Raw genomic sequence first — 22,966 nt, 5'->3', positions numbered from 1 at the left:
GTAATAATTTAAAAAATTATTTTGGAAGCCGGGTTTGTTTTTTTGCAAAAGCAAAATAAATGGAGGCGGCTGCAAAAACTTTAATAACCATCCAGATTGAAAATATTGCGGCACCAGCTTTCACTGCATCAACAAAATTATTAAGATAGGCTGAATACAAATACATTGTTCCAATAAAAATTACAACCAACTCAGCAACGAACATCGAAATGACAACTGTCAAATATTTTTGATTTCTTTGCGTTAATATTCCAACAATATATGCTGCAACAGGAAATGCAAGTAAGTAACCACCAGTTGGTCCGATCAATCTTGCTAATCCCATTGTTCCATCAGCAGTTTGTGCGAATACCGGTAATCCAATTGCACCGAGGAAAATATAAATTACCTGACTGTAAGCACCGTTCTTTGCGCCGAGGAAAGCTCCTGCCAAAAGAACAATCATAGTTTGCAATGTAAACGGCACCGGTTTGATAGGAATAGAAATTTGAGCTGATACTGCTGTGAGCACTGAAAATGATAATATCCAAAAAATTTCAGATTCTCTTACTGAGGTTAATAAATATTTAATTGTCAGGTTCCGTGAAGTAGATTTCATACTTTCCTCAATTTAAGTGTTTAGTAAAAAATTCAAATGTTTTTTCAAGAACAGAATCAAACTTTGGATTGCTTTTCTCAAATGGATGAGTAACATCAAAAGTATGTCCTGTAGCTTTTATTTTGTAAATCTTTGTCAATCCCTTATTCGACCAACTATAAATTTGTTCGCTTTCTTCAATTTTGACTGATAAATCCTGTTCCCCATGAATAATTAACATTGGTTTATTCAAATTCTTCGCAGCTTTTTCAAGGTTTAATAAGTCATTCTTATTATTTTCAATATCGTCAAGCAGACAAACATTTAATCGCATCAATTGATTTGTTCTCGTATTCAAAACCTCAAAGAATCCATTATTTCGCCATTCTTTTTCTTGCCTTTTTGAATATCTGTTAAAGTTTGAAACTGAAGCCCACAACACCACGGCACTGATTTCTTTTCTCAGTGAAGAAAAAATCAAAGATTCGCCTCCTCCACGACTATGTCCCACAATTCCAATTTTCTTCTTACTGTTCGAACCAAAAAAATTATTCAAATAGGCATCAAGAATTTCATTTAATTCATCGAGTTCCAGAGTGAATGTATTATTTGCGAATTTATCAAGTTCTGCAAACTCGGTTATACCTTCACCTATTCCATTGTGAGAAAAATTGAAAGAAAGAACAAAAAATCCTCTCTGAGCAAAGTAATTTCCCGTGTAAGGCCAAAAGCCCCAATCCTTAAAACCTTTGAATCCGTGAACAAAAATAAGGCAAGCTGCTGTATCTAAATTTTCGTATCCGTAAGTGGTAATTCTGATTTTTTCGTTATTCTTTGTATTTAACACAAAATCTTTGTTCATCCGAGTCAAATATGCCGAATATCGTTTGAAAAGTCAATATTCAGCAAAAATTTAATATTTTAACAAAATTACTACTTTTTGATGTATTTAAGCTGTTTTATAACTTTCGGGTGAACTCAAAAACAATATTCATCATTCCGAAAACTGTTAATAGTATGAATTTTACCCTGTCTGAAGAATTGAAAATGCTGCGGGAATTAGCAAGAGAATTTACAATTAGTGAAATAAAACCTATTGCACAAAAAATAGATGAAGAAGAGAAAATCCCTGAATCATTAATTAAAAAATTAGCTGAAGTTGGTTTTTTCGGAACTTCATTTCCTGAAGAATACGGCGGTGGTGGTTTTGGAAAAGTTGGATACTGCTTAATGATGGAAGAAATTGCACGCGGATGTTCATCAACGGCTACAATGATCGGCGCTCATCAATCAATCGGGACAAATGCAATTTTTATCGGCGGTTCAGAGGAACTAAAGAAAAATACTTACCAAGACTTTGCTCTGGTGAAATGATTGCATCGTTTGCTTTAACTGAACCAGAAGCAGGATCTGATACATTCAATCTAAAAACTGAAGCAAAGAAGAATAGCGATAAATGGATTTTAAACGGGTCTAAAATCTGGATCACAAACGCTGGAATTGCTAATCTTATTTCTGTATTTGCAAGAACTGAAAAAGGAATAACAGGATTTGCCGTTGAAGCTAGTTCTCCTGGAATAACTGTTGGACCACCTGAGAAAAAATTGGGCATAAAAGGAAGTACAACTAATTCCATCACATTCGAAAATGTTGAAGTTCCTGAAGAAAATATGATCGGTCGTGAAGGTCGTGGATTCATCATCGCAATGAAAACTCTCGACGGCGGGCGACTGACAATTGGGGCTTGCTGTCTTGGTGCATCACGAGAACTTTTAGAAATTTCAACTAATTATGCAAAACATCGCAAACAATTTGGTGAATCTATTTCGAAGTTCCAGGCAGTACAGTTTATGTTGGCAGAAATGGCTTCCAAAATCTATCCAATGGAAAGTATTGTTTACCGCTGTGCTTATGATTACGATCAGGGAAAAGATATTTCAGTAGATGCAGCGATGGTAAAACTATATGCCTCTGAAGCAATGACAGAAGTTGCTGATAAAGCTTTGCAGGTTCATGGAGGGATGGGTTTTTCCCGTGAACTTCCCATGGAAAGATATTATCGTGATGCCAGGATTTTAAGAATTTTTGAAGGAACAACTGAAATTCAGAAAATGATAATTGGCAGACACGTAATCAAAGTAAATGGAAAGGTATAACCCAATGAAATTTTACTTAATCATTGTATTAGTCTCATTTTATTTTCACTTTATGAACGCTCAAACAGATTCATTAAGATATATATTCAAGGTGGATGAATTAGTTCAACACCCTAACTTTGTATCATACACTTTCTTCTCACCTTCGAAAATTCAAGTAGAACATTGTGATAGTCTTGCAAGTAAGTATGTCTGTACTAATTCTTATAATTCTCGCTGGAATACTAAAATTGATGACTATTATGACTATTATAGACAGTATGTAGGATTGATTGATTCTATCGGAAATAGAAAAATTTTCATTGATGCTTATTGCGAATTTCCATACACAACTAAAGATCAAATCAAAAAGAATATTATGTTGGTAAAGGGAGGTGGGTCATGCTATTTTCAAGTTAAAGTAAATTTAGAGAGTGATGAGTGTTATGAATTCAATGTTAATGCTCCAAAATAATTTACGGTAATTCCATAAGCTACAAAACTTTTAGTCATACCATCGATAGATATAAAAAACGGAAAATGTGTCCGTACAGTTCAGGGAATTCCTGAACTCGATTGTTACGAATATGGAAACAATCCGGTCGAGATGGCAAAAATATGGCGTGCCGAAAACGCAAAGATGATACACGTTGTTGATTTTGATGGTGCACACGAACAATCCAAAAGAAATTATAAAGTAATTGAAGAGATTTGCTCCTCCGTTGTAATTCCTGTGGAGTTTGCAGGAGGTATCAGGAATATCCAGGATGCTGATGAAGCAATGCAGACAGGAATTGTAAGACTTGCGATCAACACGATGGCTATTGAAAATAAAAGCGAATTCATCAAAGTTCTTGAAAAATATGGTCCATCAAAAATTGTAATATCGCTGGATATTTTGGATGAAGAATTAATGATCTACGGCAGAAGTAAAAAAGCAGGAATAAACTTCAGGTCGTTTGCTAAAGAGATGGCACTAGCCGGCGTAAACCGTTTTATAGTTTGTGATATTTCCCGGAACGGTACTTTATATGGTCCAAATATTCATTTATCAAAGGAAATTGCTGAAATGACAGGTGCCAAAGTTACTCATGCCGGCGGGATCAGGAATAAAGATGAGTTGATGGATTTTCAAAAACTGATTCCAAACGGTGTGGATTCGGCAATTATAGGACGCGCATTATATGAGAACAGGTTTCCCTGTCAGAAACTCTGGCGTGTAGCAGAAACCGGATTATTTAATTAATTTTAGGTGATAAAAAAGAGGTTTCAAGAGGAAATAGTTATGGTAGAAAATGAAAAAAAAGTGCATAGCAGCTTTTGGGCAAATATATTCCACACTCCTACAGAAACTGATGAACTTGTAACATCATTGAAGAATATTCCTCTTTTCAAATCATTAACCAAAAAAGATATTACCTCACTTTTAAACCTGATGCACGAAAGAAGTTATGTGTCCGGTGAATATATTTTCTACCAGGGTGATCCCGGACTTGGTTTGTATCTTATTCGTGAAGGTGAAGTTTTAATAAGCCGTGAAAATGACAATGGTGAAAAAATTCAGCTTGCTGTAATTCACAAAGGTGATTTTTTCGGTGAGCTGGCGTTGGTTGATAATGAAAAAAGATCTGCATCGGCAATAGCTAATTCAGATACTAAACTATCTGTGATATTCAAACCTGATCTTGATGAGTTTATAGAAAAGTATCCAAAAAAAGGAATTAAGATTTTGCAGGGTATCTCCGAGATAACTGCAATGAGATTACGAACATTAAACGAAGACTATTTCAATCTTCGAACAGAAAAAAAATAAAGGAGGTTTATTATGGGACCCGATATAAATAAAATACTAGTGCCAATTGATTTTTCCGACTATTCAAAAAGTTCACTGAAGTACGCCGTGAACTTCTGTAAAAACTGTAACGCTGAAATGATATTGATTTACGTGGTTGAACCTGTTATTTATCCACCGGATTTCAGTATGGGGCAGATTGCAATTCCATCAGTTAATTCTGAATGGGATGAAAGAGCAAAACAGGAACTGGATAAGCTGGCTAAAGAACATATCCCTGCAAATGTTCCAGTCAAGACAATTATTAAAACAGGAAAACCATTTGTCGAGATCATCGAAACGGCCAAAGATCTGGATGTCGATTTGATAATTATTGCTACTCACGGTCGTACCGGCGTTGAACATATTTTATTCGGAAGCACTGCAGAAAAAGTTGTGAGAAAAGCTCCATGCCCGGTTCTTACGCTGAGAGAACCTGTTAAGGGATTTAATTATAAAGAAGGAATGAAAAAGGAAAACGGTAATTAGTTTTATTTAGTTCTTTCTGTCAACTACAAAATCAACTAATGCTTCAAGTGCAAGTTTGCTTTGTGAATCGGGAAGTTTTTTTAATGCATCCTTTGCTGCCTGAGAATAAAATCTAGACTTTCCTATTGCATATTCAATTCCGTTATTTTCACGGACGAAGTTTATAACAACATCAATATTCGATTTATCTTTCCCGTTTTTAATAATTTTCCTAATATCAGCAGCTTGACTTGTAGAAACCTGATTCAAAGAATAAATCAATGGTAAAGTAATTTTCTTTTCTTTGATATCGCCGCCAGTTCTTTTACCAAAAACAGAAAGACTTCCCTCATAATCAAGGATATCATCGCGTATCTGGAAAGAGATACCAAGGTTTTTTCCAAAATCTTTCATAGCAGAAATATATTCAGGATTAGATGAAGCACTCATTGCACCGATTGTGCAGCAGGTTTCAATTAACGAAGCCGTTTTATCGGATATCACACGAAAATAAGTTTCTTCATCTATATCAAGCTTGCGTGTTTTTTGAATCTGTAAAAGTTCACCTTCCGACATTCGTTTAACTGTGTTTGTAATGACTTCAAGAAAATCAAAGTCTTTTCCTTCCATCGCAATCAATAAACCTTTTGATAGAAGATAATCCCCCATCAACACGGCAACTTTATTTTTAAACACTTTGTTGATAGACCATAATCCTCTTCTCTTATCAGCATTATCCACAACATCATCATGAACCAGTGTTGCCGTATGCAGCAATTCGACAAGAACTGCACCTCGGTAACTTCTTTCATTTATTCCCCCAGAAACTTTTGCCGACAGAAGAACCAACAGCGGACGGATTTTCTTGCCCTTTTGCCGGATGATGTACCTTGTAACAAGATCAACTAATCCGACATTTGAACGCAGTGATTCTCTGAATATCTGATTGAATGATTCCAGTTCACTTTTTATCGGCTGAGTTATTTCGGAAAGCTGAGTTTTAAACACTTTTCTTTGAGGATATTTTAGATATAAAAATACTTATTTCGTATAAGAGAACCAACGGAACTGCGAGTATAATTTGTGAAACAGGATCTGCTCCCGGTGTTAAGAAAGCTGCAAGTACTAGTATAATTACAATAGAATGTCTTCTGTACTTACGCATTAATTTTGGAGTCAAAATACCAAGTTTAGAAAGAAAGAATGAGATCATCGGAAGTTCAAAAATTACACCTGCAGCCAGCATAACGCTGATAATGATTGACATATACTCATCAATTGCAAACTCATTCGATATTTCTGCTGTTCCGAACTGAGAGGCAAATTTCATTGTTAGTGGAAGCATAACAAAGTAAGCAAAAGCAACACCAGCCAGAAAACAAAAAGTTGAATAGAAAACTATCCAAAGTATATATCTTCTTTCCTGTTTCTTCAAAGCTGGAGAAATAAACTTCCAAAGCTGATAAAAAATATTCGGAAGACTGGCAATAATTCCAACAACTATTGCAACCTGTACATAAAGAAATAATTGTCCGAAAGGTCTTAAGTTTTGAAGTGAAGCATTAGCATCACGAGCCGGTTTAAGAAGAACAATTTCAACGAGAGGATCAATGAAAATCCAGGCAGCTATTGTAAATATTATTACACCGATTAACGCATAAATTATGCGCCAGCGCAGCTCTTCTACATGATCAAGAAACGACATTTCAATATCGGCATTCCCCAGTTCCGCATCGTTATCAAAAACTTTTTCTTCAGATGCCAAATTTTATATCCCGAAGATTATATAATATCCTTGTAAAGCGGAAACCCTGAACACAAATCATTCACTTCTTTAACGAGTGAATCTAGTGCAGATTCATTCTCTGCATTGTTTACCGCAGAATTTATGATTTCGGCTATTCGTTTCATTTCGGTTTCTTTCATACCGCGAGTCGTTACAGCAGGTGTACCGATTCTTATTCCACTCGTTACAAACGGACTTTTAGTATCGAATGGAACCATATTTTTGTTCACGGTTATACCGGCTTTTTCAAGTGCATTTTCTGCTTTCTTTCCAGAAATATTTTTGTTTGAAAGATCAATCAGCATCAAATGATTATCAGTTCCGGATGACACAACATCAAATCCAAATTTCATTAATTCATCTGCCAGAGTTTTTGCATTTTTAATTACTTGCTGAGCATAAAGTTTAAACTTATCATCCAGCACTTCAGCAAATGCGACAGCTTTAGCCATTATAATGTGCATAAGCGGTCCTCCCTGAATTCCGGGCATAACAGTACTGTCATAAAGTTCGGACATCATTTTCAATCTGTCGCCTTTTGGAGTCTTTATTCCGAAAGGATTTTCTTTATCCTTGCCCATCAAAATAATTCCGCCCCTTGGACCACGCAAAGTCTTGTGTGTAGTTGAGGTAACGACATCACAATATGGTAATGGATTATCTAATAATCCTTTTGCAATCAAACCTGCAGGATGCGCCATATCGCACATCAGGAAGGCTCCGGTCGCATCTGCAATTTGTCTGAGTTTTTTATAATCCCATTCACGCGAGTATGCACTTGCACCTGCGATAATTACTTTTGGTTTTTCTTTCTTTGCAAGATCTTCAACGATATTGTAATCCAGAAGTCTTGTTTCTTTGTTTAATTCATATCCAATTGCTTGATATAATTTTCCAGAAAAATTAACTGGTGAACCGTGAGTGAGATGACCACCGTGAGCAAGACTTAAACCGATGAACTTATCTCCCGGCTGCATTAAGGTCATCAGCACAGCCATGTTTGCCTGGGAACCGCTGTGTGGTTGAACATTAGCATATTCAGCGCTGAATATTTTCTTTAATCGTTCACGAGCTAAATCTTCTGCCATATCTACAAATTCACAGCCGCCATAATAGCGTTTACCGGGATATCCTTCCGCATATTTGTTTGTTAATGGAGAACCGGCAGCCTCCAGTACTGCCGGACTTACAAAATTCTCTGAAGCAATAAGCTCAAGTTTGTTTTGTTGGCGCTCAATTTCTTGCTTTAATATTTTAAATACTTCCGAATCAGATTTAAGATGGGTGTACATTTTACATTATAATTTTGTTTTTGATGATCAAATTTAATAAAAAAATCCGGCAGTTGCCGGACTTTTAATGAAGGATAATTTCCTTTTAATAATAATTTTTATGGAACTGTTACGCTTTTACCAATCCAACCAAAACAATCACCTGTAATTGGTAAAACATCGCCGGATTTTTTCTTGTTAAAGAAATAGTCTTCCTGCGTTGGAACCGAACTTGAAAGAGCACCAATTCTATCTCTTGCTTGTGCAAGTGATGGATCGATACTTACTGCTCGTCTGTAGGTGTCTTGTGCAAGTAAATATACAAGTTTTGTCTCGAAGTCAAATTTACAATCCCTTGCAGACTGTTCATAAAGTAAACCGATCGAGAAAATTGCCATTCCCCATCCACCGGCTTTATCGTTTGCTGTTTCAAAATACTGTCTTGCTTTACTCAACTTTCCCTGTTCTTTATAGATCAATCCAAGATTGAAATAATAATCCTTTGTACCTGAATCCAGCTTGATTAATGTTTGATATGCACTCTCAGCATCACTTAATCTTCCAACCTTATTGTAAGCTGTTGCAAGTTGGTTCCAGTAATTTAAAGTTTCCGGAGATTTTTGAGTTAAGAATTCCAAAGGTTCAATAGCTCTTTCATAATCCTGTGCTCTTATACATTCAGATGCATATATCCATGCTTTTTCAAGATTTTCTTTATCAAGATCCCAGTTCTTTTTACGAATATCTAATAGTTGACCTACATCTTCTACAAGTGTTGATAAAATTCTCGGCCATTCAGTATTGTCCGGTTCCCGAACTGCAAGCTTTGAATAGATATCGATTGCTTTCGTTTTATAATCGTTTTCATCACTAATGTTTGCGATATATATCTGTCCGAATCTATTGTAGTAATATGAATCCATCTCGGGATTATATTCAGCAGCTTTTTGGTACTCGGAGATTAAAGTTTGAGGATCTAACTTTAGCCAGGTTTCCGAAACAAACGCTTTTCTTACCTGGAAGTAAGCCATTCCATCAGGATAATACTGAATTGCCGTATTATAAAAATTCAGGATTGAATCTTCAATTGCTTTCACCTCTTCAGGCGCAACTGACGAAGAATCGTGGAGATACCAGAGACAGTCCTCCATCTTATAATAAATCCATTTTGCAAACTTTGCTTTATCACAGTGCAGTACTTGCCAGCCATAAGGAAGTGCACTTGAGTAATCCTTGTTCTTGTGATATTCTGAAAATAAGCTGTAAAGTTTAAGCGTTTCCAGTGAATCACAATCAGCCGTATTTTGTGACAGTCGATTACTTTCGGCAGCTGCACAAGCTGTGAACAGAATAGCTGAGATTATTACTGAGTAATATTTGATTTTGTTTTTCACGGTTTTACCTTTTGATTTATTTATCATATCGGATAAACCAGACATCGCCAAAGCTGATACCCAGATTTACCCGGAAAAAATTTTCCTGTAATAAGTTATTGTCTTTTGTGCCTCTAACCGAGTATTCAAGCCCGATATCAATTGTATTGTCCGGACTTAACGGAAAAGCGATTCCGCCAAAAGCTGAATACTGTTTTAGATTATTTCCATTAAAATTATACTGTGACATTTCATAGCTTAAACCTGCTCTCAATATAATTTGTTCCCAGTAACTTATACCAGGAACAGTCTGCGGTCTGTATTCAAAACCTAAACTCAATTTGTGTAAGTCACTTAAATTACTTTGGTTAATATCGCTCAATTTGAATTCACTCCAGGGTTGATAGAAGTAGTCGAGTGAAATGTTGTATACATTAACAAATGAAATATGCAATCCAGCATTCAGTCTGACAGGTACTTTCATAGTTGTTTTTCCACTGCGGACTGAGTCAACAATTGTGGAGGATGTACTGACCAGACTAGTATCTGTATTAAGATTACCAATTATGTTAGTGCTGAACCCTAATCTAAAATTAGAGATTAAGTCACTATTTATCAATTTAGACATATCCGGAGTAATGATGCCAAGAGTTGTACCAAATCCTTTAGGTGCATAATTTAGCTCATATTTGCTTGGGAAATAGGTTGTTGTATTATCAAAAGCAAGGCTTGAAGTGTATTTAATGTTGCCAAAATAGTACTCAAGTGTAGCACCTAATAAAAACTCTGCCGGAAGTTCAACCGAGGCACCCACAAATATTTTTGACAATCCACCCTTTCCTAAATAAGTCGTTGTGTAGTTACCTGAAATCGAATCGACTACTTTTTCCGTTACTTCATAATTGCTTCGGCTGTATGGTAGTAATCCGAAAGCCATCCCAATTTTTCTTACCTCGCTAATAGGAAATGCAAAAGTAATTCCTTTAAAGAAGCCATCTCCATAAAATTTTGAATCAGTCGAGTTAGATAATTCAAGTTGATCATATGAGAAACTTAATTCAAATCGTACACGAGATAAGCTGGACCAGGATGCAGGATTGAGAACTTCAACATAGTCCTTATTTAGCATTGCAGTTCCGGAATGCCCCATTGAAAGTGTTCGGGCTGAATAACTTAAATAAAGATCACCCACGCCATATCGTGTGTATGTGGATGTAACCTGAGCAAATGTTGAAGATAAACTAATTAAAAGAAACAGCCACAGATATTTGATAAATCGATATTTCATATTTTACTTAATGGTGTAGGTAATCTTTAAACGAGGACGCTCAGCAGGATCAGAATAATTACTTCCTTTCAGAACGAATAATTCCAGACCCGAAGTGAAACTTCCAGATTCAATTAGCAGTCCGTAGTTCTGTTTTCTGTTTATCCAGTTACGAACAAATACCGTTATATCTCCGGAATATTTATTATTACTAAAATTCAAAAACGATGGATTACCTTCAGTGTTTAATGAATCTGCATATCTGAGGTACGATACTCTTAAATTATTAGGAAATTGCGATCCCTTTATTGATGCAAGCGTATCCGGAGTAATAAATAATTCTGCTTTATTGATGACTATACCTGTAGGTACATTTTCCAGATTAAAAGTTAATTTCGAAGCAACAGTTACACTGCTTTGTGTACACATAAGTCCATCTGTTAATGCTGGAGGGTTTGGACGATCAACTAAACTGATATCAGCAGCGATGAATCCATTAATTGTATCGACATAAACACCCGGTTTCTCAATAACAACAAATAATTTAGCGGCTTCTGATGATAATGAAGTAAAAGCCTGAAAGCCCACAACTTTAGCCGAACTCTCTGTCGGATCCAAGTAAATTCCGAAATTACTCTCAACTGTTTTATCTATTGAATTCTTCATCCAGGCGAGTGGTAACGAATTTTCTATGTGGAAAGTGTAAAGTGTATCTGAAATATTGAATTGTGAACTGACATCATCCGGTTCATAGTTAAGTTTAAATAAGCTGTCGATAGTAAAAGAAGCAGCGGACCAGCTTGAATTCACCTTGTGTACTGTGAAATTCATTGCTGCCATAGAATCTGTGTAGACATATCTCGTAGTTAAGTTTATCCAGGAATCTATCACATTTATACTTCCGTCTGTAACTGCAGTTTTTAAGCTATCCGGCAATCCGAATACAAATCTGAGAAGTGCGGATGCTTTTACATCTTCATACTCTCCGACTAAAACCCAGTCAGCATTTCCTAGTGCAATAACCTTCTTGAAGTATGAGGAAGTTTGAGTGGAAGAATCAACACTGGTATCAAATATTTTTGCTGATATATTTTCGCTTCCGATAAGTTCAATGCCGAGAGAAGATGGTTCATCAGAACAGGAAATAATTAGAACAGCTAATAAAATAATTGCAAAAGAGAAGATAAATTTGAATTTCAAAAAATGACTCCGCTAAATATCACCAAGAATGAAGTTACACGCATTCGCTAAATTTTCGGCTACAAAAGTTGGAAAATTATTTTCCTTTTGCAAGATAGAAAAGCTCTCCTCCCCTTTTCCGGTTCTTACTAAAATTGTCTTCAAACCTGCTTTTTTACCGCATTCGATATCAGCAACGGTATCTCCGATGAAATATGAACTTGAAAGATCAATATTAAATTCTTCTGCAGCTTCATACACCATGTGGGGAGAAGGTTTTCTGCATTCGCATTCTTCTGCTGTACTGAAATCAGGATGTGCCGGGCAAAAATAGAAAGCATCAATTTTCACTTTATATTCTGAAAGAAGTCTATTAATCTTCTCATTTACTGCTTCTACATCTCTATTAGTCATCATTCCTCTGGCAATTCCGGATTGATTCGATACAACAATGAGAAGAAAACCATACTTCTTTAATGCATGTAATGAATTGCCAGTTTCCGGGAAGAGAATTACTTTTTCCGGGTCACTGATGTAACCGGGGTCTTCGTTGATTGTTCCATCCCTGTCAAAAAAAATTGCACGGCTGGACATCAACTCTCATTAAGGATTGTCTTATAAAGTTCAATATACTTTTTTGCGGAAGAGTGCCAGCTAAAATCTTCCTTCATTCCGGCTCTGATTATTTTGTTCCAGGTTTCTTTATCCTGATAAATTTTTAACGCCCGTTTTATTTCACTCAAAAGTTCTTCTGCACTGTACTTCTTGAAAACAAATCCATTTCCTTCTTTGGTCTTCTCACTGAATCTTTTAACAGTATCAGCAAGTCCGCCGGTCTCTCGTACTATTGGGATTGTGCCATAATTTAAGCTGTACATTTGATTGAGTCCGCATGGTTCATACTTAGAAGGCATTAAAAGCATATCTGCACCGCCTTCGATTAAATGTGCCAGGTCATCATTAAAACCAAGATAACAAGCAAATTTGTCATCATGCTTTTTAGCCATATTATCAAAAAATGTATGGTACTCTTTATCTCCTGTTCCAAGAACAATCATCTGGATATCTTCTTTTAAAAGTTGGGGAAGAATTTTTTGTACGAGATCAATTCCTTTTGAATCATATAATCGCGAGATCAAACCAATTATCGGAACATCTTCGTTAAAATCAAATCCGAATTTTTCCGCAAGTGCTTGTTTGTTAACAACTTTTTGTTCAACATTTTTTATAGTGTATTTTTTAGGAAGATGCTTGTCTTTATCAGGGTTCCAAACTTTTGTATCAATACCGTTGATGATTCCGAACAAATCATCTTTTCTCTTGGCTAAAATATCTTTTAACCCGCTACCAATCTCAGCATCTGTTCTTATTTCATTTGCGTATGTTTCACTCACTGTATTTATAGTGTCGGCAAAAAGCAATCCGCTCTTCATAAAATTCATTTTGCCTTTGTGAAGAATTCCTTTGTCAGAATTCAATTTATCAGGCAAACCAGTTTTCTTAAATGAAGATTTGGGAAATTCACCTTGGTATGCAAGATTATGAATTGTAAAAAGTGTTTTAAACTTATCAAAATTCTCTTCGTTTTGATAAACATTTTTCAGGTAAGCAGGAATCAACCCGCATTGCCAATCATTGCAATGGATGATATCCGGGATCCACCCTAATTTAATGATAAGTTCAAAAACTGCTCGGCTCAGGATAATGAATCTCTCATCATTATCTTCATAATCTTTTCCAGTCATCGGGTCTGTGTATAGACTGTTTCGGCTGCCAAAATATTCCTGGTTATCAAGAAAATAAATTTGTACCCTTATTTTTTGTCCGGGAAGAAAACAGGATTTCAAAGAAAATATGACTTCTTTCCCGTCAATATCGATTTTGATATCCTTTAGTCTCACAACCTCGTGAATTTTAAATTTCCGATCGTCAACAGCTCCGTATTTCGGAACTACGATACGTACTTCGTGACCTAACTCAGCGAGAGTTTGTGGCAATGCTGCTGATACATCCGCAAGTCCCCCGGTTTTTACAAACGGAACAACTTCTGATGTTACAAACAGGATTTTTAGCTTTTTTGTAGACATTTTCTTTGAAATTTTATGGAATGTTATTGCAAAATTACAAAAACACGGTTTCTTTAACAAAAATTGATGTAATTAATATTCAACCAGTAATCTGGTCGATGAATTACTTTATCACAACTGAATATAGTTTTATATTAACAAGTCAGTAAAAACAATTTTAGAAGTTGAATTGAAGATTATTGTAACATTTGCCATTCTCAGTCTTTTTCTCATCGGATGCAGCGCCGCTACAGGAACTCGTTACGAAACCAAGAAAGAGACAAAAACCGAGACCAAAGTTGAAGAAACCAAAGAAATCACCGAGGATTTTGACTTCACACCTTACAAGACAGAGATAGATATTGAAGCTCCGCCGATTGGAACAGATAAACTTCCCCCGGATGTTTGGTACGGCTACAATAATGATTCAACCAATATTGATAAAAAAATTATCGGTACGGCTGATGGCTACAGAGTGCAGGTGTTATCGACAGATGACATTGATCAAGCGAACAGCGTCCGCGCTGAGATTTATGAAAAAACAACCCGCAAAGAAGTATATGTAATTTTTGATCCGCCATTTTATAAAGTGAAGGTTGGTGATTTTACTTCAAAATCCGAAGCAGAAAATCTCAGGTTCAAACTTACTCAGCTTGGATATACTGAATCGAAAGTTGTTCAGGAAACAGTAAATCTTTTTGAATGATGAAAACACTTCTCTTCAATCCTGCATCAATAGTTACTGTCAACACTTCAGGAAAAAACTTCAAACGAGGTAAGGAACTTTCTGATATCGGATGCATCCACGAACATTCCATTGTGATTGAAGAAGATTTAATCAAAGATATTATTCCCACCTCTTCTGTTGATAAAAATAATTTTGAAAAGATTATTGATGTAACAGGCAAAACAGTTTTTCCCGGATTAGTTGAATGTCACACGCACACTGCATTTGCCGGTTCACGTGCAGATGAATTCCGGCAGAAGTTAAATGGAATCGGATACGAAGAGATTGCGAAAAAAGGAGGCGGAATAAATACAACAGTAACTGCGGTTCGTTCATCATCTTTTAAAGATCTTGTCAAGATTATTAAACCAAGGATTGACCATTTTATTTCACAAGGAATTACTACACTTGAAATAAAAAGTGGCTATGGGTTAAACTTCGGAAATGAAAGAAAGCTTTTACAGGTTATTAACTTTCTTGATGAAATATATCCAATTGATATTGTCCCGACCTTTCTTGGTGCGCACACATATCCAAAAGAATTTAAAGACAATATAAGAGGATATCTTGATGAAATTATTAACAAGATGATCCCCCATTTTGCTGAACAAAAACTTGCTGAGTTCTGTGACGGATTTTGTGAAGCAACAGCATTTTCTTCAAATGAAATAGATGAAATCTTTTCTGCCGCAAATAATCACGGATTGAAACTTAAACTTCATACAGAGCAATTTAACTCAATCGGTGGATTGGATGTTGCACTCAACCATAATGCTGTTTCAGTTGATCATCTGGAAGTGATTAAGGATGAAGATATTCCAAAACTTAGTAAATCAGATACGGTTGCGGTGCTACTTCCCGGAGTTTCTTTCTTTCTGAATCATCAATATGCGCCTGCAAGAAAACTGATTGAGCAAAATGCTATTGTTGCACTTGCTACGGATTACAATCCTGGCTCATCTCACATTTCAAGTTTGAGCTTGATAATGAGCATTGCTGCTTTGAAAATGAAAATGACTATAGAAGAGACAATAAGTGCCGTTACAATTAATTCAGCGAAAGCTTTGTGCAGAGAAAAAAATATTGGCTCAATTGAAATAGGAAAGAAAGCAGACTTCGCTGTATTAAATACGTCTGACTATGCTGATATCGTTTACTCAATTGGAAGTAATTTGAATTGTATGACGATTAAGAATGGAAGGATTGTTTACCAGAACTAAATAAAAATCTTTTCCATTTTCACTTAAACTTAAAAATCAAATCAGTTACTTCCCATCTTGGGCGTAAGTTCAGCGTATCAGGATAGAAGGAAAACCTTTCTGAAAACTCAATTGGTTCAGGCCAACCGTAGTTATACTTTCCACTGCTGTCTGCATCAAGATAGCACCAGAGTAAATACTTTCCCGGTTCAACCCTTGTAAATTCAAACTTACCAGTGCTGATATTCACCTGATATTTTAAATCAGTTTTATCGCTGCTCTCCAATATCATTACAGGGTTCTTTGTATAATCGAGATCAATAATGTTACCTGATAATCCCGTAAAGTCCAATCCTGAGATAGTTCGGAACTTTATATGGAACAAAGAATCTGTTTTGTTTCCTGCAAGATCAATAAAATTTCCTAGCTGAAGTTTTACTAGATAATCTTTATCTGATTTAAGATTTTCAGCGATTTTAATTAACATCGTCGCATCATCATAAAAATCCAGGTCAAAAGGAACAGGCTTGTTAAAAGTATCTGTCAGCGCAACTGCTGAGATATTAAAATCTTTGTTGAATGCCTCATCAAAGAAAATTTTTATTTCGGTATTTTCAAAGTCAACCAATCCCCTTGCAGTTGGTTCAGTTGAAGCAATTTTAACTGAACTGGAATCAACTCTATCGCTAACAACAATTTTTGTGAAATCATTCACCATAATATTGTCCATCAGATCAATCAAAGTATCGGCTACTAAGTAAACCTGGTTAGCCGTATTAATTTGTGAATCAAACATTAAAATAAACTCTTCAGGTTTTGTCTTTCCTTTGAAAGCATAATCCACCTGATAAACTTTGTTTTCCGTTGAATCAACAATAGAAAAATTTTCAGCATTTATAGATTCCTTGCTAATTGGCTTGTTGCAGCTTACAAGTAGATGATTCTTATCCGTCATAACTCCGCCAATTAATCTTGGAAGTGATACATCAGCATTGAAAAGCAAAAGTATAATCCAGTATAAAGCGAATCAGTCTCACTCAAGTAAATATCGTTGAATGGAATTCCGATTTTATCCTGATCTTGCTGATACAGATAATCCCTGAACTGATCATTAACTGCAAAAATTCTGTAATTACCAGAACCTAATCCCTGCAAGCTGAAGTTACCATTTACTCCGGTTTGCGAAACATAATCCGGTTTACGCTTTAATAATGAATCATTACTTTCATCCACCTTGTATGCATAAATGAAAATGCCTTCATTTTCTTTCCCATACACTCTGCCGGAAATAATTCTCCTGTCTATTTTTTCACCGGTTGAAAAAGAAAATGTAAAAGACTGTGCCATTCTGTTTTTATTGTTCAGATCAACGACGTCTGTCCCGATTGTAATAGTGTAAGTAACATCTTTTTTTAAGTCTCCAGGAAAAGTAACTTCAAGCGATGTTCCACTCCAACTGTATTCAAATGTTCCTTCAATAAAAGGTGAAATAAAAATTGCATCTCGAACAGAACGTTTATCAACATATTCCGAAAAATTGATTTCAAAATAATTATCCTTAAAATTTACAGTTCCATCTGCTGGATATACTTCTGCGATTTCAGGAGGGATTTTATCAACTTCGCCACCACTCGGAGGGAGCTGATTTGCACACCTTATAATTAAGATAAATGATAAAAGAACAAAGATTAAAGTGCTAGTAATATTTATTCTTTTTCGTAACAATCGTCCCTGATAAATTTTATTTTCAATTTTTAGATTCTGACTTCTGCTTTTTAACAAAATCTCTATACCTTTTCACATTGTTATTATGCTCATTCAAATTTTTACCAAACAAATGACCACCCGTTCCATCAGCAACGAAGTAAAGATAATTATTTTTTTCCGGATACAATGCTGCAAGTATTGCAACTTCACCGGGACTATTAATCGGTCCGGGAGGTAATCCAAAATATTTGTATGTATTGTACGGTGAATCGAGTTCAAGATCCTTGTATGTTAACCTTTTCCATCCACCCGGTATAACATACTGAATCGTTGGATCAGCCTGAAGTTTCATTCCTATCCTCAGCCTGTTATGATAAACGCCGGAAATTCTTTGCATCTCTTCTTCTTTATTTGTTTCACCTTTAATAATTGATGCAAGAGTGACAATTTCGTGAACATTAAAGCCAATTTTTTTTGTTCTTTGAAGCAGACTATCATTATAGAATTCTTTGAAGGCATTGTAGAATAGTTTAATTGCCTCTTCGGGAGTACTTCTTTCGTAAATTTCATAATTAGTCGCAAACAAATATCCTTCAAATGAACTTTGCTTTAGACCTAAAGAATCAGCAAAGTTTTTATCGGTAGCCAGTTTCACAAACGAACTCGAATCTATGTAAACATATTTCTGAAGTCGATGAGCAAGCCATTTTATTGTCTGACCAGGTTTGATTGTCAACGTTCTCTGGAAATCACATTTCCCTGATATAAACAAGTCAAGCAAATCCAGATAACTCAGTCCATTCGGAATTTGAAATCTTGCTGCTCTGATTTTTTTTTCAGCACCGTAAATAAATCCAGCTATTTTAAAGTTCGTTTTGCTTGGAATAATTCCTTGCTCATATAGTCGTTCAGTTACTGAAGCAAAACTTTCTCCTTTGCTGATGACGAAACGAACAGGTGAATTTTGTTTGTAATAGTTTGGAGTGAAAAATGTCAGGTATGCTATAATAAGCACAAGTACGAATACACCAACGACAGCTAAAAATTCCCATCGGGTCAATAAATATTTAAATCTGCTTTGCATCAGTTATAACTTCATCCTGAGGAAATGATCTGCTGGAATTGCAGGATAAGGTTTAACGCTTAATTCATCCTTCACGCCAGATTGATAAAGCTGAAATCCTCTTAACGCAATCATTGCAGCATTATCACCGCAATATTCCATAGAAGGAATTATGCAGGGAATGTTAAATTTTTCACCGAGAATTTTCATTTCGTTTCTTAATTTCTTGTTTGCTGCAACACCACCAACGAGGGACAATGATTTTATTTTAAAATTATTTAAAGCGAGATTTACTTTACGAATCAGCGCTTCAACCAGTGCTTTCTGAAATGATGCGGAAATGTTGTTCAAATCTTTTTCTGGAATTTCTTTTTCAGGAAAATTATTTTGAACATAACGAAGTACAGATGTCTTCAATCCACTGAAAGAAAAATTAAATTCATCCTTCAATTCTGCAATAGGAAATTTTATAGTATTCTCGTCACCTTTTAAAGCGCTGGCTTCAATCTGAGGACCACCGGGATATCCAAATCCAAGCAGCTTTGATACTTTATCAAATGCTTCACCTGCGGCATCATCGACAGTTGTACCGAGAAGATAAATTTTTGTGAAACTTTCAACATAAAGTAATAATGTGTGACCTCCTGATACAACAAGTACCAGCATAGGAAATTCAGGTTTTTGTTCCATCAGAAAACCTGAAAATATATGCCCTTCGATGTGGTTTACAGCAACAAAGGGTTTGTTCAATGAAAATGATAAACCTTTAGCATACGTAAGTCCCACAAGCAAAGCACCGATCAATCCAGGACCTGCTGTCGCAGTGATCAAATCAAGTTCAGTTAATTTTAATCCTGCTGTTTTCAACGCTGAATCAATCAGAGGTTTTATCATTTGAAGATGTGCTCTGCTCGATAACTCAGGGACCACTCCACCAAATGCTTTGTGAAAATGTTGAGATGAAATCAGGTTAGCTTTTACTTCATTATTTATAAGTACGGCAACCGAAGTTTCGTCACAGGAGCTTTCAATTCCCAGGATATTTAATTTCCGGGAATCAGCCATTAGCGGAAAGCAAAAAATTCTTTAACGATATGTCCGGCAATATTCGGATTTTCCTGAAGTCTTCTGATTGAATATTTGTACCAATCATTACCGAAAGGAACGTAGATTCTAATCTTATAGCCATCTTTGTTGATTTTATCACGAAGGTCTTCTCTTACTCCAAGAAGCATCTGGAACTCAAACATATCTTTTGGAATGTTGAGCGATTTTATTAGTTCATAAGATTTATCAATCAAATATTTATCGTGAGTTGCTATTCCGACATAATTTCCATTCTTTAACATTAGCTCGAGACTCTTCATAAAATTATCTCGTATCGCTTGCTTCTCTTTATAGGCAATTGTAGCCGGCTCGATATATATTCCTTTACAAAGTCTGTAGTTCGTTCCGATTTTATTTAAAACAATAGTATCATTTGAAGTTCGCTTTAAATAAGCCTGAAGCACAATACCAACATTACTGTATTCTTCATAAATTCTTTTATAAACTTCAATGGTCAGATCTGTGTACGGCGAATCTTCCATATCAATTCTGACAAAATTATTTATTTCGCTCGCTCTCTTTACTAATTCTTTTATTTGATGGTATGCGAATTCTTTATCAATTGCTAATCCCATTTGAGTAGGCTTGATGGAAAGGTTGGCATTTAGCCTATTCTTAACAATTGCTTCGAGCACTTCGAGAGCTTTGTTCTTAGCTTCAGTTGCTTCTTCCTTTGACTTTACGGATTCACCGAGCACATCCAGTGTTGCGAGTATTCCTTTTGAATTTAGCTCTTTAACAGTATCAATAGCTGATTGGAGGGTTTTACCTGCTATGTATTTTTTTGAAAATATCCATACAATGTTTTCAGGCATCAGTTTTACAGTTTTTACAAGAAGATCATGAAATATGGACACAACATTCTCCGAAAATTTATATACAAAATTAAAGCATTTTTATTACTGTAAAAAACGAAAAAGAGTTTTTACACTTTTCTATTGTTTATTTTGTGGTTGCTCTGAGCAGGTTTATAAGAAGCGTAGCTTTTTGTTTCAACTCTTCAATTGTACCATTATTTGAAAAAGTGAAATCCGCTTTTTTCTTTTTATTATCTTCATCGATTTGGTTTGCTTCGCGTTTGATAAATTCATCCTTCGTAAGATTCTTGTTTTGAGTTGTCCGCTCCATTCTCAACTTAAGATCTGAAGCAATCAAAACAACATAATCGTACATTTTTTCAATCTTTGATTCGTAAATAAGTGCGGCTTCAACAAATACAATATTATTTTTAGTAAAGAATTTTTGCGACAACTTATCGATTTCTTCCCGAACTCTCGGATGCAGAATCGAATTTATTTTTTTTAATTTTTTAGAATCCGAAAAAATTGCTTCTGCTATAAATTTTTTATTTACTTTATCTCCCTGGAATGCATTCGAGCCCAATACCTGGATGATTTGATCTCTTACACTTTGATCATTCGCTAAAATATCTTTCGAAATATCATCAGCAAAAATTACAGGCATTCCTTCCTCTGAAAGGAATTTCGCAAAAGTCGATTTGCCGGAACCGATGTTTCCCGTAATTGCAACTCTTATTTTTTTTAACTTTTTCATAAGTATAAAAAAAGAGGCAGTAGCCTCTTTTTATTTAGCATATCCTATTTTTCTTACTTCCCGGATAACTGTGACTTTTATTTGTCCGGGGTATTCCATTTCACTTTCAATCTTTGCGGCAATTTCTTTTGCAAGTTTATCAGCAAGGATATCATCAATTTTTTCATGTTCAACTACAACTCTTACTTCTCTTCCGGCTTGAATTGCGTACGTCTTTGCAACGCCTTCAAATGATTTTGCGAGTGATTCAAGATTTTCCAATCTCTTAACATAACTTTCAAGTGGTTCACGACGTGCACCTGGTCTTGCACCGCTTATTGCATCTGCTGCCTGAACTAAAGCGGCTATCGGATGTTCCATCTCAATATCTTCGTGGTGTGAACCAACTGCGTTGACTACAATAGGATTTTCATTGTACTTCTTTGTGAACTCATATCCAATGAGTGCATGAGGACCTTCAACACTTTTATCAACAGTTTTGCCAACATCATGAAGCAAACCTGCACGTTTTGCTAAACTAGCTTCCATTCCGAGTTCAGAAGCCATGATACCGGTAAGATAAGCCACTTCAATACTGTGTTGCATTAAATTCTGACCAAAGCTTGAGCGGTATTTCATTTTTCCGATATGCTTTATCAGTTCATTATGCATATTATGCAAACCTAATTGCAGAACCACGTTCTCACCGTCGCGCACCATTTCTTCTTCAAGTTCCTGCTTAACTTTTTCAACCACTTCTTCAATCCTCGCAGGATGAATTCTTCCGTCAGAAATTAATCTTTCCAGAGAGACTCGAGCAACTTCTCTTCTGAACTGATCGAAAGAAGATAGAATCACTGCTTCGGGAGTATCGTCAACAATAACATCAACACCGGTACTTGATTCAAATGCACGAATGTTTCTTCCTTCTTTTCCTATAATTCTGCCTTTCATCTCATCATTCTGAATCTGGACTACGGAAACAGTGCTTTCTATGGAATGATCCGCTGCGGTTCTCTGGATGGATTGGACAATTATCTTTTGAGCTTCTCTTTTCCCATCAGCTTTTGCTTTGTCTGTAATATCTTTTATTATCGAAGCTGCCTGAGTTTTAGCATCATTAACAAGATTTTCCATCAGAATTTTTTTTGCTTCTTCTGAGGATAGTCCGGAAATTTTTTCTAGTTTCGCATTTTGTTCCTGCTCAAGTCGATTGATGTCTTCCAGCTTTTTCTCAATCGATTTTTGCTGGTGGTTCAGCTCCTGTTCAAACTTTTTATTCTCCCGTTCTTTTTGAAGAATAAGGTCAAATTTTTTCTCGCTATTCTCTTCTCTCAGCTGTATCTGCTTCTCTAATGCAGTAAGCTTCTGTCGTTTCTGCTGGACTTCCCTATCAAATTCAGTTTTCTTCTTGTACCATTCATCTTTTACTTCTAAAAGTTTTTCTCTTTTAATATTCTTGGCATCTTTATCAGCATCTTCAAGAATTTTTTTTGCCTGTTCTTCGGCCGTTAATATACTTTTTTTACCAATCCTGGAATTCATCATCCAGCCAAGGTAAAAGAACACAACTATCACAACAGCGAGCATCGGTATTAGTACATACAGTTCGTCCATTTTTCCTCCATACAAGTGTTTATTTTTTAAGACCGCACTCGCTGCCCCGTAATTAATAGG

The 22,966-nt window shown here is 35.7% G+C and carries 23 protein-coding genes and 1 pseudogene; 7 read left to right on the top strand and 17 right to left on the bottom strand.

Annotated elements, in window-relative coordinates:
• Nucleotides 1-16 precede the first annotated feature (16 nt).
• Both IPM14_15255 and IPM14_15250 read right to left on the bottom strand, forming a co-directional pair.
• Nucleotides 17-598: a biotin transporter BioY gene (locus tag IPM14_15255; protein MBK9099438.1), complete on the bottom strand. Its 582-nt coding sequence runs from the start codon at nt 596-598 to the stop codon at nt 17-19.
• 7 nt (nt 599-605) lie between these two features.
• Nucleotides 606-1,439: an alpha/beta fold hydrolase gene (locus tag IPM14_15250; GenBank protein MBK9099437.1), complete on the bottom strand. Its 834-nt coding sequence runs from the start codon at nt 1,437-1,439 to the stop codon at nt 606-608.
• 155 nt (nt 1,440-1,594) lie between these two features.
• Between IPM14_15250 and IPM14_15245 the strand changes: the two are divergent.
• From IPM14_15245 to IPM14_15225, 5 genes and pseudogenes are all read left to right on the top strand, one after another.
• Nucleotides 1,595-2,733 (top strand): annotated as a pseudogene (locus IPM14_15245) (acyl-CoA dehydrogenase family protein).
• A gap of 4 nt (nt 2,734-2,737) precedes the next feature.
• Nucleotides 2,738-3,187, top strand: coding sequence for a hypothetical protein (locus IPM14_15240; GenBank protein ID MBK9099436.1), 450 nt, complete (start codon nt 2,738-2,740; stop codon nt 3,185-3,187).
• A 36-nt stretch (nt 3,188-3,223) separates the two neighbouring features.
• Nucleotides 3,224-3,958: a 1-(5-phosphoribosyl)-5-[(5-phosphoribosylamino)methylideneamino] imidazole-4-carboxamide isomerase gene (locus tag IPM14_15235; protein MBK9099435.1), complete on the top strand. Its 735-nt coding sequence runs from the start codon at nt 3,224-3,226 to the stop codon at nt 3,956-3,958.
• A 39-nt stretch (nt 3,959-3,997) separates the two neighbouring features.
• Nucleotides 3,998-4,525, top strand: a complete 528-nt coding sequence (locus IPM14_15230) for a cyclic nucleotide-binding domain-containing protein (GenBank protein MBK9099434.1) — start codon at nt 3,998-4,000, stop codon at nt 4,523-4,525.
• A gap of 12 nt (nt 4,526-4,537) precedes the next feature.
• Nucleotides 4,538-5,032, top strand: a complete 495-nt coding sequence (locus IPM14_15225; protein ID MBK9099433.1) for a universal stress protein — start codon at nt 4,538-4,540, stop codon at nt 5,030-5,032.
• A gap of 6 nt (nt 5,033-5,038) precedes the next feature.
• Here IPM14_15225 and IPM14_15220 read toward each other — a convergent pair whose 3' ends face one another.
• The 8 genes from IPM14_15220 to glgA all read right to left on the bottom strand — a co-directional run bounded on the left by IPM14_15220 (nt 5,039) and on the right by glgA (nt 13,974).
• The gene (locus IPM14_15220; protein MBK9099432.1) at nt 5,039-6,019 is read right to left on the bottom strand and encodes a polyprenyl synthetase family protein; all 981 of its coding nucleotides are present in this window, start codon (nt 6,017-6,019) and stop codon (nt 5,039-5,041) included.
• Entirely contained in the window at nt 6,012-6,776 is a 765-nt protein-coding gene (gene tatC / locus IPM14_15215) for a twin-arginine translocase subunit TatC (GenBank protein MBK9099431.1), read from the bottom strand. The genes IPM14_15220 and tatC overlap by 8 nt, the downstream gene beginning before the upstream one ends.
• 17 nt (nt 6,777-6,793) lie before the next feature.
• A complete protein-coding gene (locus tag IPM14_15210; GenBank protein ID MBK9099430.1) occupies nt 6,794-8,089 on the bottom strand; it encodes a serine hydroxymethyltransferase in 1,296 nt (431 codons plus the stop codon).
• A 98-nt stretch (nt 8,090-8,187) separates the two neighbouring features.
• Nucleotides 8,188-9,462 carry a tetratricopeptide repeat protein gene (locus tag IPM14_15205; GenBank protein MBK9099429.1) on the bottom strand — a complete coding sequence of 425 codons (1,275 nt, stop codon included), beginning with the start codon at nt 9,460-9,462 and terminating at the stop codon, nt 8,188-8,190.
• A 16-nt stretch (nt 9,463-9,478) separates the two neighbouring features.
• The gene (locus IPM14_15200; GenBank protein MBK9099428.1) at nt 9,479-10,729 is read right to left on the bottom strand and encodes a hypothetical protein; all 1,251 of its coding nucleotides are present in this window, start codon (nt 10,727-10,729) and stop codon (nt 9,479-9,481) included.
• 3 nt (nt 10,730-10,732) lie between these two features.
• Nucleotides 10,733-11,908 (bottom strand): hypothetical protein, encoded by a 1,176-nt coding sequence (locus IPM14_15195; protein MBK9099427.1) that lies wholly within the window; start codon nt 11,906-11,908, stop codon nt 10,733-10,735.
• 12 nt (nt 11,909-11,920) lie between these two features.
• A complete protein-coding gene (locus IPM14_15190; protein ID MBK9099426.1) occupies nt 11,921-12,481 on the bottom strand; it encodes an HAD family hydrolase in 561 nt (186 codons plus the stop codon).
• Nucleotides 12,481-13,974, bottom strand: coding sequence for a glycogen synthase GlgA (gene glgA / locus IPM14_15185; GenBank protein MBK9099425.1), 1,494 nt, complete (start codon nt 13,972-13,974; stop codon nt 12,481-12,483). Before glgA ends, IPM14_15190 begins: the two co-directional genes overlap by 1 nt.
• A gap of 169 nt (nt 13,975-14,143) precedes the next feature.
• On the opposite strand from glgA, the gene IPM14_15180 reads away from it, so the two are divergent.
• Nucleotides 14,144-14,659, top strand: coding sequence for an SPOR domain-containing protein (locus IPM14_15180; protein ID MBK9099424.1), 516 nt, complete (start codon nt 14,144-14,146; stop codon nt 14,657-14,659).
• Nucleotides 14,659-15,900 carry an imidazolonepropionase gene (locus tag IPM14_15175; GenBank protein MBK9099423.1) on the top strand — a complete coding sequence of 414 codons (1,242 nt, stop codon included), beginning with the start codon at nt 14,659-14,661 and terminating at the stop codon, nt 15,898-15,900. Before IPM14_15180 ends, IPM14_15175 begins: the two co-directional genes overlap by 1 nt.
• A gap of 19 nt (nt 15,901-15,919) precedes the next feature.
• Here IPM14_15175 and IPM14_15170 read toward each other — a convergent pair whose 3' ends face one another.
• The 7 genes from IPM14_15170 to rny form a co-directional block, all read right to left on the bottom strand.
• On the bottom strand, nt 15,920-16,882 hold the full coding sequence (locus IPM14_15170) for an Ig-like domain-containing protein (GenBank protein MBK9099422.1): 963 nt from the start codon (nt 16,880-16,882) through the stop codon (nt 15,920-15,922).
• Nucleotides 16,846-17,604, bottom strand: coding sequence for an Ig-like domain-containing protein (locus IPM14_15165; protein ID MBK9099421.1), 759 nt, complete (start codon nt 17,602-17,604; stop codon nt 16,846-16,848). Before IPM14_15165 ends, IPM14_15170 begins: the two co-directional genes overlap by 37 nt.
• 22 nt (nt 17,605-17,626) lie before the next feature.
• A complete protein-coding gene (gene mltG, locus IPM14_15160; protein ID MBK9099420.1) occupies nt 17,627-18,670 on the bottom strand; it encodes an endolytic transglycosylase MltG in 1,044 nt (347 codons plus the stop codon).
• 3 nt (nt 18,671-18,673) lie between these two features.
• Nucleotides 18,674-19,714: a tRNA (adenosine(37)-N6)-threonylcarbamoyltransferase complex transferase subunit TsaD gene (tsaD, locus tag IPM14_15155; GenBank protein MBK9099419.1), complete on the bottom strand. Its 1,041-nt coding sequence runs from the start codon at nt 19,712-19,714 to the stop codon at nt 18,674-18,676.
• Nucleotides 19,714-20,613: a proline dehydrogenase family protein gene (locus IPM14_15150; protein MBK9099418.1), complete on the bottom strand. Its 900-nt coding sequence runs from the start codon at nt 20,611-20,613 to the stop codon at nt 19,714-19,716. Before IPM14_15150 ends, tsaD begins: the two co-directional genes overlap by 1 nt.
• Before the next feature lie 85 nt (nt 20,614-20,698).
• A complete protein-coding gene (locus tag IPM14_15145) occupies nt 20,699-21,310 on the bottom strand; it encodes a dephospho-CoA kinase (GenBank protein MBK9099417.1) in 612 nt (203 codons plus the stop codon).
• Between the two features lie 30 nt (nt 21,311-21,340).
• Nucleotides 21,341-22,906 (bottom strand): ribonuclease Y, encoded by a 1,566-nt coding sequence (gene rny / locus IPM14_15140; GenBank protein MBK9099416.1) that lies wholly within the window; start codon nt 22,904-22,906, stop codon nt 21,341-21,343.
• Between the last annotated feature and the right edge of the window lie 60 nt (nt 22,907-22,966).

The sequence above is a fragment of the bacterium genome (assembly GCA_016716565.1).
In the GTDB taxonomy this organism is placed as follows: Bacteria; Bacteroidota; Ignavibacteria; order Ignavibacteriales; family Ignavibacteriaceae; genus IGN2.
This window is presented reverse-complemented; position numbering and strand designations above follow the sequence as displayed.